Origin of the sequence: Paenibacillus sp. YN15 (assembly GCF_003285005.1) — a bacterium.
Taxonomy (GTDB): domain Bacteria; phylum Bacillota; class Bacilli; order Paenibacillales; family NBRC-103111; genus Paenibacillus_AR.
In genome coordinates this window covers 139,845-154,227 of record NZ_QMFA01000004.1, presented here as the reverse complement: position 1 = coordinate 154,227, position 14,383 = coordinate 139,845, and the positions used below count along the sequence as shown (strand labels likewise).

12 protein-coding genes are annotated in these 14,383 nt (G+C 56.8%); 8 read left to right on the top strand and 4 right to left on the bottom strand.

The window, feature by feature from the left end:
• The first annotated feature begins 42 nt into the window (after positions 1-42).
• Positions 43-1,467 carry an MFS transporter gene (locus DQG13_RS05300; protein ID WP_113018704.1) on the top strand — a complete coding sequence of 475 codons (1,425 nt, stop codon included), beginning with the start codon at positions 43-45 and terminating at the stop codon, positions 1,465-1,467.
• Positions 1,468-1,581: 114 nt separating this feature from the next.
• A complete protein-coding gene (locus tag DQG13_RS05295) occupies positions 1,582-1,881 on the top strand; it encodes a DUF6509 family protein (protein ID WP_113018826.1) in 300 nt (99 codons plus the stop codon).
• A 107-nt stretch (positions 1,882-1,988) separates the two neighbouring features.
• On the opposite strand, the gene DQG13_RS05290 is transcribed toward DQG13_RS05295, so the two are convergent.
• Entirely contained in the window at positions 1,989-3,038 is a 1,050-nt protein-coding gene (locus DQG13_RS05290; RefSeq protein WP_113018703.1) for a glycoside hydrolase family 88/105 protein, read from the bottom strand.
• Positions 3,039-3,158: 120 nt separating this feature from the next.
• Between DQG13_RS05290 and DQG13_RS05285 the strand changes: the two genes are divergently transcribed.
• Genes DQG13_RS05285 through DQG13_RS05270 form a run of 4 tightly spaced genes read left to right on the top strand, consistent with a single transcriptional unit; the run spans position 3,159 to position 8,274 of the window.
• Positions 3,159-4,076 carry an AraC family transcriptional regulator gene (locus DQG13_RS05285; protein WP_113018702.1) on the top strand — a complete coding sequence of 306 codons (918 nt, stop codon included), beginning with the start codon at positions 3,159-3,161 and terminating at the stop codon, positions 4,074-4,076.
• Between the two features lie 50 nt (positions 4,077-4,126).
• Positions 4,127-4,603 carry a translation initiation factor IF-3 gene (gene infC, locus DQG13_RS05280; protein WP_113018701.1) on the top strand — a complete coding sequence of 159 codons (477 nt, stop codon included), beginning with the start codon at positions 4,127-4,129 and terminating at the stop codon, positions 4,601-4,603.
• Positions 4,604-4,646: 43 nt separating this feature from the next.
• Positions 4,647-6,401 (top strand): ABC transporter ATP-binding protein, encoded by a 1,755-nt coding sequence (locus DQG13_RS05275; protein ID WP_113018700.1) that lies wholly within the window; start codon positions 4,647-4,649, stop codon positions 6,399-6,401.
• Positions 6,385-8,274, top strand: a complete 1,890-nt coding sequence (locus DQG13_RS05270) for an ABC transporter ATP-binding protein (RefSeq protein ID WP_113018699.1) — start codon at positions 6,385-6,387, stop codon at positions 8,272-8,274. The genes DQG13_RS05275 and DQG13_RS05270 overlap by 17 nt, the downstream gene beginning before the upstream one ends.
• A 112-nt stretch (positions 8,275-8,386) precedes the next feature.
• On the opposite strand, the gene DQG13_RS05265 is transcribed toward DQG13_RS05270, so the two are convergent.
• The 3 genes from DQG13_RS05265 to DQG13_RS05250 form a co-directional block, all read right to left on the bottom strand.
• Positions 8,387-8,953 carry a flavin reductase family protein gene (locus DQG13_RS05265; protein ID WP_113018698.1) on the bottom strand — a complete coding sequence of 189 codons (567 nt, stop codon included), beginning with the start codon at positions 8,951-8,953 and terminating at the stop codon, positions 8,387-8,389.
• Positions 8,946-9,395: a MarR family transcriptional regulator gene (locus DQG13_RS05260; RefSeq protein WP_113018697.1), complete on the bottom strand. Its 450-nt coding sequence runs from the start codon at positions 9,393-9,395 to the stop codon at positions 8,946-8,948. The genes DQG13_RS05265 and DQG13_RS05260 overlap by 8 nt, the downstream gene beginning before the upstream one ends.
• Positions 9,396-10,057: 662 nt before the next feature.
• The gene (locus DQG13_RS05250) at positions 10,058-12,454 is read right to left on the bottom strand and encodes an ABC transporter ATP-binding protein/permease (RefSeq protein ID WP_113018695.1); all 2,397 of its coding nucleotides are present in this window, start codon (positions 12,452-12,454) and stop codon (positions 10,058-10,060) included.
• 199 nt (positions 12,455-12,653) lie between these two features.
• On the opposite strand from DQG13_RS05250, the gene DQG13_RS05245 reads away from it, so the two are divergent.
• Together DQG13_RS05245 and DQG13_RS05240 are read left to right on the top strand one after the other, a co-directional pair.
• Complete coding sequence (locus DQG13_RS05245) at positions 12,654-13,331, top strand: response regulator transcription factor (RefSeq protein WP_113018694.1); 678 nt, start codon at positions 12,654-12,656, stop codon at positions 13,329-13,331.
• Complete coding sequence (locus DQG13_RS05240) at positions 13,324-14,373, top strand: sensor histidine kinase (RefSeq protein ID WP_258525470.1); 1,050 nt, start codon at positions 13,324-13,326, stop codon at positions 14,371-14,373. The genes DQG13_RS05245 and DQG13_RS05240 overlap by 8 nt, the downstream gene beginning before the upstream one ends.
• The last annotated feature ends 10 nt before the right edge of the window (positions 14,374-14,383 follow it).

The following is a 14,383-nucleotide window of genomic DNA, read 5'->3' as shown; positions in this document are numbered from 1 at the left end:
ACCCGCGTATGCCAATCAAACCAATAACAGCAGGAGGGCAACATGCAGCAACAATCAAACCATCCGGCAGCCTCATCCAACAGGGAAAAGCTGCTGAAGGTGCTGGCTTTTACGCTGGTTTTTTCGGTCATGAACGCATCCATCTTCAATGTGGTGCTGCCGGTCATCGGCAAGGAATTTAAACTGACCCCTTCCGATCTAAGCTGGGTATCCACCGGATACATGATTGTGTATGCCATCGGTTCCGTCACCTACGGGAAGCTTGCGGACCGCTACCGTCTGAAGGATCTTCTGTCCTTCGGCTTGGCGCTGTTTGCGCTGGGTTCGGTGGTGGGAGTAGCCGCCGTGGATTACTGGATGATCATCCTGGCCCGGGTGCTGCAGGCGGCAGGGGCTTCCGTTATTCCCGCCACGGGCATGATTATTCCCGTCCGGTATTTTCCGCCGGAGGAGAGAGGCCGGGCATTGGGCACCTCCGCCATCGGTTTGGCTCTGGGATCGGCAATGGGACCGATTGTGTCGGGCTTCGTTACCGGCTTTGCCAGCTGGCGGTTCTTATTTCTTTTGTCCGTGCTGCCGCTGACCACCTTGCCTTTTTACCGTAAATATCTGGATGACGAAAAAGGGGCTCCCCGTCCCATCGATTTTATCGGCGGGGCGTTGCTTGCCGGGACCGTATCGCTTCTCTTGTTGTCCATTACCCGCGGCAGTGTGATGTTCCTGGCCGCCGGACTTGTTCTGGGCGCGCTCCTGGCATGGCGTCTCTTCAGCACTCCGGAGCCGTTTGTGAATCCGGCCCTGTTCCGCAACCGCAGCTATACGGCGGGGATCATCGTCGCTTTTTTGGCCAACGGAATGAGCTTCGGCATGCCCTTTATTACCCCGCAGTTCCTGAACCGCCTGAACAGTCTGACTCCGCTGCAGATCGGTCTTGTGATGTTTCCGGCTGCCCTGGTCACCGCTTTTATGGGGCGCAAAGGAGGCAGGTTGGCCGACACACGGGGCAACCCGACGCTGGCGCTGACGGCATCGGTTCTTTTGCTCAGCTGCTTTTTGATGCTGTCCGTTTTTGTGGGCTCGGCGCCGTACTGGATCATGCTGGTGCTCATATTCGGCAATGTGGGACAGTCCTTTATGGGCATCGCCATGTCCAATACGGTATCGCGGACGCTGAAACGGGAGGAGACAGGCGTAGGGATGGGGCTTTTTTCCATGCTGAACTTTATCTCCGGCGCCGCCGCCACCGGTTTGATCGGCAAGCTGCTGGATTCCGGCTCGGCAAGCGTCCGGCTGAATCCGCTGCTTATCATGCGTGAAGGAGCCTTGTACAGCAATATTTTTCTTGCCCTGGGGGCAGGCACGGTGCTGGTGGCGCTTCTGTATCTGACCGGGTTCGGGAAAACCGGACATCCGGGGGCACAGGCCATCAACTCCCGGCCTGCAGTAAAGGAAGTGTCCCGCAGTTAAAGGAAAACTGGACGAAACTGCAATGGATCAACCTGAAAATTGACAGCAGGCGGGGATTCTTCCATACTGGGAGGAAAAATGCCGGCGGAGGCCGGTTTACGGAGGCGGACAGAATTGTTGGAAATTACAAGCTACACGGTGGAATGGATACGGGACCCCTTCGGAATTATTCAGGGCAAGCGGTATGAGTTTCTTCTGGATATCCAGGTGGAGGAGGACGACGAAATTTACTCCCCCCACGGACTTACGCTGCGTGTGATTTATTTGGCGGATGGCGAGGCGTCCAAGATCGTCAAATACGAGTTTTTGGAAAAAGGCACAGGCAAGTATCTGGACTTCGACATGGTAGACGAGGAATATGCCGAAGCTCTGGCCTTCTGCCAGGCTCATTATGCCGAAGCTGAGGAAGACTGAGCTGCTGCGGGCAGCAAAAAGGGGCGGCGGCAAGAATCAACTGCGTATTTGCAGTCCGTTTGCCGCAGCCCCGTTGTTATGGCTGTATTAAGCTCCTTTGCGCAGCTTTATTCGGCCAGCGCTTCAGACAGCAGGATCAGGGTCAGACCTTGGCCATACAGGCTGGGATAACAGGGGATTTCGTTGTAGGCCGCTACGCTGGGCATTACCGGTGTGCCGCCTGAAACGCCATGGACCGTGCCGTCCTCGCCGATGTTGGCAAGCACGCCCTGAAGCGCCCGGCGGGCAGGCTCCAGCACCTCGTCGCCCAGCAAGCCCATGCGTCTGGCCTTCAGCAAACCTGCGGCAATTCCGGCGCTGCCGGAGGTTTCCGGGTAGAAATCGGCCTGGTCCATCACTGTATTCCACAGGCCGTTGTCCTGCTGGTACGCCAACAGTCCTTGCATCATCGTCTTGTAACGGCGGATGATATCCGCATCGTCAGGCAGAATATCGCCTACTTCCTTCAGGATCATCGGCGTGCCTACAGCGATCCAGGCATTGGCCCGGGTCCAGCGGGCGGCGGACATGTGGTCTTGGGCGATACAGTTCCAGCCGTGGAACAAAACGCCGGTTTTTTCATCCTGCAAGAGGGACAGATGAAGCTCCAGCTGCCGCAGCGCTTCAGCGGTATAGGCGCTGTCTCCCGTCTGCCGGCCCAGTCTGGCCAGGAAGAGAACGGCCATAAAGATAGTGTCCGCCCATACCTGCTCGGGGAAGCTGGCGTTCTCCGTTACAGTGTGCTCGAAAGCGCCTTCACGGGTCCGCGGGGCTTCATGCAGCATCCACTGCCCGATCCGGACGGCGATATCCAGGAAAGCGGCGTCGCCGGTTTCCCGGTACAGTGCAGGAAAGATGGCGAAGGGCGCCATGGAATTGATCACCTTCATTTGCTCGGATTGATGCAGATTTTGCCTGGCCCATTTGACCAACTGCTCCATCAAGTCCTGATTGCCGCTTTGTTCATAATACTCCAATATGGAAATGACGCCTACCCCAGGCACCCAATCCCAGTGGTGGATGTCCATCCCCCAGTTTCCGGCATGGTCCTCCAGCATCTTGCCGCATACGCTCAGGGCCTTCTGCTGCAAGATTTCCGGGTTTGCAATAATTGTCATGACACATTCCTCCCGCAAGGTTTGATATACTCATACTATAGCGTGGACAACAAGGCGAGTCTTGGGCAATTCTCCCGGATTCATTGGACAATTGTGAACTTGCTGCAAGGGGGATAAAAAATGACGGCGGATGATCAAACAGTGGTGCAGGAAGTATTTTTCGTGGATGATGTGACCAACAGCGCGCTGTTGGCTTTTCCCGTAGGCTGCGTGTTCCGCACCCAGGATATCCAGCAGCCGTTTCTTCATGCGCATGACGGCTATGAGCTGTACCTGTGCCTGTCCGGCCGGGGCAAGATGCTGGCGGGAGGACGGGTCCACGAGGTGGCGCCGGGAAGTCTGGTGGCGATCCAGCCAGGTGCGCTGCATATGCCCCGTTCGGTTCCCGAGGAGCCGTTTCACCGCTACATTCTAAGTATTGACAAGGGTTATTTGGAAAAGCTGGCGGGGACGGAGGCGGCCCTTGGGGGCAATGCGGTGGCCCGCTGGCTGCCCAGAGAGGAGCCTTCCCTGTGCTGGCGGTTGAATGGCCGGCAGGTTCTGGCGCTGCAGGATATTTTGGGCCAACTGGAACGGGAGCTGGAGGAACGCAAGGAATGCTTTTCCCTGGCGGTGCACAGTCTGGTGCTTCAGCTGTTCGTGGCTTTGGGCCGGTACCGGGAGGAGCAGACTCCCGCCACAGCGGTCAGCGGGGAGCGCAAGCAGCTGGTGGAGGAAATTATGGGCTGGGTGGCGGAGGAGTACCGGGAGTCGCTGCGCATCGAGTCGCTGTGCCGGCGGTTCCACCTGTCCCGCTCGTATCTCCACCGTATTTTCAAGCAGGAAACAGGGCTTTCCATTACCGAATATTTGATCGCCTACCGGATCAACAAAGCCAAGGAATATCTGGAGAGCGGCTCCATGCCGCTGGCGGAGGTGGCGCTCTCTTCCGGCTTTCAGGATCTGTCCCATTTTTGCCGCATGTTCAAACGCCTGACCGGCGTTACCCCCGGACATTACCGCAAGAGCGGCGCTGATCTCAAGGGGTATCATGCCTGACGGGCCGGCTGCGGCTCTGGTAATTTCGATGCAGGAAGAGGGAATCTTTTGTGATCAAAAATGAAAAAATCAAAGCGGCGGAGGTTAAGCTCACCGGTCTTCAGGGAGAGGATCTGGGCATTGTACCCACAACCGAGGCGCTGGCCATGGCGCGGAAGCTGAAGGTGGATCTGGTATGCCTGTCCCTAATGGAAAGTCCGCCGTCCTGCAGGCTGGCAGGGGCGGGGGCGGTGCGCCAGGAGAAGGAGCAGGCCAAGAAGCAGGAGCGTCCCGCCAAGGTGAAGGAGCTCCGGCTGACTCCCCATATTGAGGAGCATGATCTGGAGGTGAAGAGGAGCCAGGCGGAGCGGCTTCTGCGCGGCGGCGATGCCGTGCTGCTGAAGGTGGTGCTTACGGGAAGCAAGGAAGCGGCTCAGGCCAAGACGCTTCTGGAGGAGCTGACGGCGGCGCTGGCGCCCTGCGGCAAGCGCAAAACCGGCATTCAGCTAAGCGGCAAGCAGGCGGCAGTGCAGTTGGACCCGCTGTAAGGGCGGAGTATTCCGGACTGCGCTTGAAAGGAGTCATAACAGCATGTCTTATCTGACCAAATATATTCGGAAATACGGCAGATGGTTTGCCATCGCTGTTTTTTTTCTGACGGTGGAGGCGCTATGCGACCTGCTCCTGCCGACGATTCTGTCCCGGGTCATCGACGAGGGCATTGCGTTGGAGCGGATGGAGACGGTTTGGCTGCTGGGCGGTCTGATGCTGGGCATTACGGCGGTTGGAGCCTTGGCGGCCTGTACCCGCAATGTGATGGCCAGCCGGGTTTCCCAGGCCTTCGGCACGGAGCTCCGCTCCGATTTGTTCCGCAAGATCCAGTCCCTGACCTTCGACAGCATGGACCGGTTTGACCGGGCGTCGCTGCTCACCAGACTGACCAATGATGTGACCCAGGTGCAGAATTTTACCAATGGCCTCATGCGTATTTTTGTCAAAGCGCCCCTGACCTGCATCGGCAGTCTGATCATGGCCATCCGGCTGAATCCGCGGCTGTCCGTCATTTTGTTGATCGTTGTGCCGCTGGTCGGCGTATTGATTATGATTAATATGCGCATTGGCCTGCCCCGCTACCTGAAGGTGCAAAAGGCCATGGACCGGATGAATCTGGTGCTGCGGGAATATCTGTCCGGGGTCCGCGTAGTGAAAGCCTTCAACCGCTTCAGCTATGAAACGGATAAAATGGAAACGGCCAATCTGGAGTACCAGACCCGCTCCATTAAAGTGATGCGGGCCATGGCCGCCTTTAACCCGGCGGTAACGCTGACGGTGAACGCAGGTATTCTCGCTGTGCTGTGGTACGGCGGCCTGCGGGTGGACAGCGGAGATATGCAGGTAGGGCATATTGTGGCTTTTGCAAACTACATGACGCAGATTTTGTTCTCATTGATGATGATCTCCATGGTGCTGATGATGTTTGTGCGGGCCCGGGCCTCCTCCCAGCGGATTAGCGAGGTGTTTGCCGATGACAGCGCCATGACCTGGAGCGAACCCGCTATTCGGCAGCCGGAAGTGAAGGGCCGCATTGAATTCCGCAATGTGACCTTTACCTATGGCTCCACCGGCCCCGTCAGGGGAAAACCGGTGCTGAACGGGATCAACCTGGTCTGCGAACCGGGGCAAACGGTGGGCATTATCGGCTCCACCGGCTCAGGCAAAAGCACGCTGGTGAACCTGATTCCCCGCTTCTATGACGTGGATTCCGGCATCGTGCTGGTGAACGGGCAGGATGTGCGCAGCATGGACCCGACCGCTCTGCGGGAGCGGATTGCGGTGGTTCCGCAGAAGTCGGTGCTCTTCTCCGGCTCCATCAGGGATAATATCCGCTGGGGCAAGGAGCAGGCGACGAAGGCGGAGGTGGAGGCTGCCGCAAGAATTGCCGGCGCCCATGATTTTGTGGCCGCCTTCCCGGAAGGGTACGATACCCTGATCGGGCAGAAGGGCGTTAATCTGTCCGGCGGCCAAAAGCAGCGGATTTCCATTGCCCGGGGATTGATCCGCAGGCCCGACATCCTGATTCTGGACGACAGCACCAGCGCCGTGGACGTGATTACCGAAGCCCGGATCAAGGAGGCCCTGCGCCGGGAGACCCGGGGGATGACCTGCCTCTTGATCGCCCAGCGGATTACCTCGGTGATGGATGCGGACCGGATTCTGGTGCTGGAGCACGGGGAGATTGCCGGGCTGGGCACTCATAGCGAGCTTCTGGCAGGCTGCCGGGTGTACCGGGAAATCTACGCATCGCAAACCGGAAAGGAGGCGATTCCCCATGTCCAAGGAGAATAACGGAGCGCCGGCCGGCGGCGACCGTCTGCGCTTTGACGCCACATCCGTTCCCGCTCCCGGCTCCAGACCGGGGGGAGCTTCCCGGATGCACGGGCCCAAGGTGAAGCCGAAGCAGTTCCGCGGAACCCTCCGCAGGCTGTGGAGCTTTCTAGGCCGGGAGCGGAAGCTCTTGCTCCTGATTCTTTGTTTTCTGCTGGCCAGCTCCTTGCTTGGTCTGGCAGGCCCTTATCTCTTGGGCGTAGCTGTCAATGCCATGGGCGGAGGCGCCGGGAATGTGGAATTCCGGGTGCTGGAGATGGCGCTGTTGGCCTTGGGGACGGCGTATCTGGCCGATGCGTGTCTGACACTGCTGCAAAGCTGGCTGATGGCCGGATTAGCCCAGCGGGTAACGGCCAGCCTGCGGCGAACCATGTTTGGCAAGCTGCAAAAGCTGCCGCTGGCTTTTTTTGATTCCCGGCCCCATGGGGAAGTGATGAGCCGCCTGTCCAATGACATCGACCAGGTGAGCCAGACTGTGTCCCAGACCACCACTCAGCTGATGGCGGGAGTGCTGACCATTGCCGGATCATTGTTCATGATGCTGTGGCTCAGTCCCTTGCTGACTCTGGCTACTCTCATTACTGTACCGTTGGTTTATTTCCTGGCCAAAAGCATTACCCGCCGCACCGGGCCGCTGTACAAGGCCCAGCAGGCGGAGCTGGGCAGGCTGAACGGTTTGATGGAGGAGACTATTTCGGGCCTTCAGGTGGTCAAGGCCTTTAACCGGGAGGAGCGGACCATCCAGGAGTTCGACGAAGTGAACGGCAGGCTCTACCGGGTGGGATTGAAGGCGCAAATTTCCACCGGTTTTCTAATGCCGCTGTTGAACGTCATCAACAACCTGGGGTTTGTCACCGTAGCGGTGGTGGGCGGGCTGCTGGCACTGCGGGGCAGTATCACGGTAGGCGTCATCGCCAGCTTCATCGGCTACTCCCGGCAATTCGTCCGGCCGCTGAACGAAATGGCCAACGTGTATAATATGCTGCAGTCCGGCATCGCCGGAGCGGAGCGGGCCTTCGAGGTGCTGGATGAGGGGGAGGAGCCGGATGACGCTCCGGGTGCGAAGGTTATGGATCTGACGTCGCGGGCGTCAAGCGGGCATGTGCTTTTCGAGAAGGTGAGCTTCGGCTACCGGCCGGATGCCCCCATTCTCAAGGAGGTCAGCTTTGAGGCGCCTGCCGGAAGCAGCGTCGCCCTGGTGGGGCCAACAGGTGCGGGCAAAACGACCATCGTCAACCTGCTGACCCGCTTTTATGACACTACCTCGGGAGTGATCCGGATTGACGGCCGGGATATCCGCACCTATACCCGGGACAGCCTGCGCTCCGGCTTCGGCATCGTGCTGCAGGATACGTACTTGTTCGCAGGCACCGTCCGCGAGAATATCAAGTACGGCCGTCCGGACGCTACGGACGAGGAGATGATGGAGGCGGCGCGGCTGGCCAATGCCGATGCCTTCATCCGCCTGATGCCGCTTGGCTACGAGAGCGAGCTGGCGGAAAACGGCAGCAACCTGAGCCAGGGCCAGCGGCAGCTGCTGGCGATTGCCCGGGTAATGCTGGCGAAGCCCTCCATCCTGATTCTGGATGAGGCCACCAGCAGCATCGATACCCGGACGGAGCTGCATATCCAGGATGCGCTGCTCAAGCTGATGAAGGGGCGCACCAGCTTCGTGATCGCCCACCGGCTGAACACGATCCGGGACGCGGATACCATCATGGTCATCGAAAATGGCGAAATTGTGGAGCGCGGCAGTCACGAGGAACTCCTGCGCGACCAAGGCCCGTACAGCCGGATGTACGCCAGCTCCTTCGGCCAGCTGGAGACGGGCTGAGGCTGTCTCCTCCTATACGCGGCACAAAAAAGAGCAGACGCCGATGTCTGCTCTTTTTGCGCTGATTTAGGAGGCTGCACCAGCCGCGGGCGAGAATCAGGCCCAGCCGATGTTACTTCAGCTTCTCCCACTGCCCCCAAACTCCCAGCGGATTGCCCGCGGAAAAATATGTCTGGTGGGTGGTCAGGGCGGGGGCGGCAAGGCGGAAGCGCTCCTCTACCGGCCGGTTTTTATCGGCCAACGCCTCATCCGCCATCACATTGCGGATTTTGCACAGGAAAACATCGCTGTCATCCAGCGGTATTGTCTGCTTCACCTCCAACTCGAAGCTCCAGGGGCTATCTGCCAGGAGCGGCACCTGCAGAACTTCGCCAGGGACCACCTCCAGACCAATGTCCATCTTGCCCGGGCTGTAGCCGCTGGTTACGCCCAGATAATCGGCCACCGGCAGCATGGCCTCCGTCACCAGGTTGGCGGAGAATACTCCGGTGGCGCGGATTCGGTCTTTGGTCAGCTTTTCTCCGCCAATACAAGCCATAACGCCTAACTCTCCATCCCAGCAGTAGCTGAACCAGCAGAAGAGGCCGAAGTTGGGGGTGCCGTCCTCCTTGTAGGTGCCGAATAAAAACAAGGTTTGCGGACAAAAATGATTGCTTAAAGGAACAGATACTTTAGCCATTTTCCAAATCGTCTCCTTCAGATTCCAGATTGCGGATAATTGCTTTCAGCCTAACCTCAAAGCGGGCGATTTCCTCATCGCTGAAGCCCTTATAAAACAGCCGGTTCATTTTTTGTGAAACCTGCTCATATTGGTCCCGGTAATCCTTCATCTTCGGCGTAATCGAGACGAGAATTTGCCTTCGGTTGCCCGGATTCGCCATCCGCCGGATCAGTCCGGCCTCCTCCATCCGGTCCAACATGCCGGTCAGAGTTGTCTTGGCCAGCGAAGTCAACTGTCCAATCCGGCCGATGGGCAGTTCTTCATGCTGCCATAGGACATACAAAATTCTCCCCTGTGCCCCGTTAAACGCATCAATGCCGCATTCCTTCAGCATCCGTTCAAACACCCGATCCGCCAAATGCTTGATGCGGGAGATCAGAAAGCCTCCTTGGGTTTCCATATTCAACCACCTCAATACTATAGAGTATAGTACTATAAGGTACAATAAGTCAATATCCTTTCCCTTCGCCAAGTCATAACCACGGCTTGACCGGTGGCTTCCATCAGCCCTATAAGGGCATGGCGCTAGCACGCGCCTAAGAAGGCGTGAACGTCTGCCAACCGCGGGACTTTCACGGGCTGGTCCTTCAAAGGGCTACGTTACCCGCCCTTTTCGGCCGACTCATGGCTCGCAAACATTGAGGCTATTCCCCCAGATTTGAGCCCAATGTACTCGGTTTTTCGCATACATTGAGGCTATTCCCCCAGATCTGAGCCCAATGTACTCGTTTTTTCGCATATATTGGGGCTGTTCTCCCAGATTTGAGCCCAATGTACTCGGTTTTTCGCATACATTGGGGCTGTTCCCTCAGATTTGAGCCCAATGTACTCGGTTTTTCGCATACATTGGGGCTGTTCCCCCAGATTTGAACCTAATGTACTCGGTTTTTCACATACATTGAGGCTGTTCCCCCAGATCTGAGCCTGATGTACTTGGTTTTTCGCATACATGTTGGCTGTGCCTTCATAGCTATAAGCTTTTGGGAACCCCCAGTCGAACTGGGGGGGCGTATACAAAAAACCGCCCGCTCCCCAAAGGGAACAGGCGGGAGGACCGCTGCCTTACTCGCTCCGCAGCGCCACAACCGGGTCCTTCTTCGCCGCGAACTTGGCGGGGATGAAGCCGCCCAGAATGGTCAGGCCTACGCTCAGGATAATCAGCAGCAGGGCGTGTGTGGGATTCAACTGGGCTACGTTGGACAGGTCGGTCATATTTTTGATGATAATATTGGTGGGAATGGTCAGCAGGTAGGCGATGCCGATGCCGAGCAATCCCGAAAGGGTGCCGATAATGGTGGTCTCCGCGTTGAACACCCGGGTAATATCCTTCTTCCGGGCTCCCAGAGCACGAAGGACGCCGATTTCCTTGGTCCGCTCCAGCACGGAAATATAGGTGATAATGCCGATCATAATCAGGGATACCACCAGGGAAATGGAGGCAAAGGCCACCAACACCAGGGTAATTCCGTTCATGATGCCGCTGGAGAGGCTGGTAACCATGGCGGCCAGGTCGGTATAGACAATCATGTCCTCCGCAGCCTTGCCGGTGTTCCATTGATCCAGATAATCCACAATGGCTTCTTTCGCGCCAAAATCCTTGGGATACAAGGAGATGGAGGCGGGGATAGCGACGGCTCCCAATGCAGCAAGGGCATCTTCCTTGCTTGTCGCGTCAAGAGGGTCGGTGAGTGTGCCTGCTCCCATTCCTGCCCCCGGTCCCATGGCCATGCCGCCGCCTGCACCGAAGTTGATCCCGGGAACCCCGGCGAAGACCTTGCCGGAATAAACATTGACCTTGTCATTGGCCTCCTGGGCCTTCACAATGGCCGAGGATTGGGCGTGGGTAATGAAGTCCTGGGCCAATACATCGGAATAGGCGATGCCCGCGGACATGGTGGACATGGGGGAATCCTGCTGCTTCCGGATGATGCCGGAGATGGTCAGCTCCACCGCGTTGCCGCTGTTGTACAGGTTGCTTAAATTGGAGGCGTCGCCGTTGATGCGGAACAACTCCCCCGATTTCACATAATAATCTTCATTGTAGATCAGCTTGAACTTTTTGCCGATAATCTGGTCAAAAGCAATATTCTCCGCCTTATAGTCCATGCCCAAGGCATCCAGCACCGTCACATTCATCCGGTTGTATTCATCCACCACCATCACCAGGTCTGTGGGCTTTGCCGGGAAGCTGCCTTCCAACAGGTCATAATATGACTCCAGATAGGCGCTGCTGAAGCTGGCCGTTTTGCTGGGGAAGGACATAAAGTTGGCTTTGGAGGTATTGACGGGGACAGCCGTTTGGCCGTCGCTTCTCAGAATGTTCATGTTAACCTTGCGGCTATAGGAGACTCCATCCAGCAGGGAAGGATCGATTTTGTCCAAATAGCTGAGATAATCCGCCGTGATGATGTTGGTGTGCAAAATGGTGTTTGCCGTGGGATCAAACGGATAAATCTCCGGGGCCTTGGTGAAGGCCGTCCGTTTGTCCCGGTCTGCCGTATGGGCTTCGGGCTGCATGGCCAGCTCCAGATTGGCCGCCATCTGGCTGATGGTGACGGGGAAATTGGACAGCGCCCCAGATTCATAGCTTTTGATCTGCTTGTCAAACCCGTTGGACAGGGATAAAATCAACGCAATTCCGATAATGCCGATGCTGGAGGCAAAAGCAGTCAGCCCGGTTCTCCACTTCTTCGTGGAGATATTCCGCCCGGACAGGTTGAGGGCCGTCCAGTAGCTCATGGCGGTTTTTTTGAGCTGGTAATGGCTCTCGGCTTGCAGCTCTGCCGCGGGATTGCTGTCGGAGATCACCTGGCCGTCCTTAAACTGGACGATCCGGTCGGCGTACGCTTCAGCCAGCTCCGGATTGTGAGTGACCATAATCACCAGCTTGTCCTTGGCGATTTCCTTGATCAGATCCATAATTTGTCCGCTGGTTGTGGTGTCGAGGGCGCCGGTAGGCTCGTCCGCAAGAATGATGTCCGGATCATTAGCCAAAGCCCGGGCAATGGCCACCCGCTGCATTTGGCCGCCTGACAGCTGGCCCGGCTTTTTGTGCATATGGTCCTTCAGGCCGACCTTTTCCAGCACCTCCACCGCTTTTTGGCGTTTGGCCTGGTTGCTGACACCGCTTAGGGTCATGCCCATTTCCACATTATCCGTGATGCTCAGATGGGAAATCAGGTTATAGCTTTGGAAGATAAAGCCCACGCTATTATTGCGGTAAGCGTCCCAATCGCTGTCCTTGAAGGACTTGGTGGAGGCGCCGTTGATAATCAGATCGCCGCTGTCATATTGATCCAGGCCGCCGATCAGGTTCAGACAGGTGGTTTTGCCGGAGCCGCTGGGGCCCAGAATGGCGACAAACTCATTTTTGCGGAAGCTTAAGCTGATATTGTTCAGGGCCGTTTGGGTAAAGGTTCCGGTGGTGTAGCTTTTGGAAATATTCTTTAGCTGCAGCATGGTCTCATCCTCTCTCGTGTCTCTAAGTAACGCTTATGCATGTTATGCTACCACGGCAAGATCAACTGAACATCAACTGCTTGAAGCAGGGGAAAACTCCCTCTTGGTTCATGTTGGGTTAACATTGATGCTGTATAATGAACAGGCGCCCCGTTCAAGCTGACGCGGCGGACGGATAACTGATAAAGCAGGTGAGAACATGATCCGTATTCTGGTTGTGGAAGATAACGAGAAGCTGCGCCAGCTGATGTGCACCGTTCTGGCCAAACACGGGTATGAGCCGGTGATGGCGGGGAACGGCCAGGAGGCATTGGATATGCTGGATCAGCAGCACATTGATTTGATCATATCGGATATTATGATGCCCAACTTGGACGGATTTGAACTGATCCGAAGGCTCCGGGAGGCGGGGTACAATATGCCGGTTCTGACCGTTACCGCCAAGGACAGCTTCAGGGATAAGCAGACAGGCTATCTGGCTGGCACCGACGATTATATGGTCAAGCCCATCGACATTAATGAAATGATTCTGCGTGTAGGCGCGCTGCTGCGCCGGGCGCAAATCGCCAGCGAACGGAAGCTTGCCGTAGGCGGCCTGGTGCTGGACTGCGATTCCCTGACTGTTACGGTCAACGGCCAAAGCGCCACGCTTCCCCAGAAGGAATTCCAGCTTTTGTACAAGCTGCTGGCGTATCCCAACAAGATTTTTACCCGGCATCAGTTAATGGATGAAATCTGGGGCATGGATTCGGAGACGGAGGCCCGTACAGTGGATGTGCATATCAACCGGCTCCGGGAGCGTTTCAAAAATACCCAGGAATTCGAAATTGTAACGGTACGGGGCTTAGGCTACAAAGCGGTGAAGAGCCATGATTGACCGCAGGCAATCCGGCAATTTATGGGGGATGCTGGTGTGGACGGTGTTCCTGATCATGCTGGCTTCCGCCATTCTGATGGCTTTTATGGCAGGGATCATCATCCAATTGGGTTGGGTTAACTTTACCCGGTTTCATGCCCTTTGGCCCATTATCTTCGCCATGGTATCCAGCATCCTGATCGGAACGGGAATAACCGCTATGGTAGGCCGCAAAATATTGGCCCCCATCACCGATTTAAGCGAAGCGGCCAAGGAGGTGGCCAAGGGCAATTTCAAGGTGAGGCTGAAAAAGGAAACCCATAGGGTGCGCGCCCTGGGGGAAATGGCGGCCAATTTCAACAAGATGGTGCATGAGCTGAACGGCATTGAAACGCTGCGCAATGATTTTATCGCCAATGTTTCCCACGAGTTCAAAACCCCCATTGCCGCTATTGAAGGGTATGCCGCGCTGATGCAGGATGAGGATCTGACGGCGGAGGAGAGGCGGGAATACAGCCGTCTGATCATCGAGAGCACCCGGCAGCTGTCCTCGCTGTCTGCCAATATGCTGAAGCTGTCCAAGCTGGAGAACCAGGAGTTTGTGCTGGAAAAGCATGAGTTTGATCTGGACGAGCAAATCCGCCACGCCCTTCTTCTGCTGGAGGTTCAATGGAGCGAGAAAATGCTGAATCTGGACATTGCTCTGGACAATGTGCGGTTTTACGGCAATGAGGATTTGCTGATGCAGGTTTGGCTGAACCTGCTGGGCAATGCCATCAAGTTTTCCGATGAGGGAGGCGAAATCGCCGTTTATTTGTCAGCCGGGCCTTCCTCGGTCCAAGTCCGGATAGCCGACACGGGAATCGGCATGAATGCCGTGGTGCTGGAGCATATCTTCGAGAAGTTCTATCAAGGGGACAAGTCCCGGGCGGGAGAAGGCAACGGCCTGGGACTGGCGCTGGTGAAGCGGATTGTGGATTTATGCGGCGGCGAAATTGGAGTGGAGAGTGAGCCGGGAGCGGGTTCTGTGTTTACGGTCACGCTGCCGGTTGACAAAGCTTGACGGAGCATGA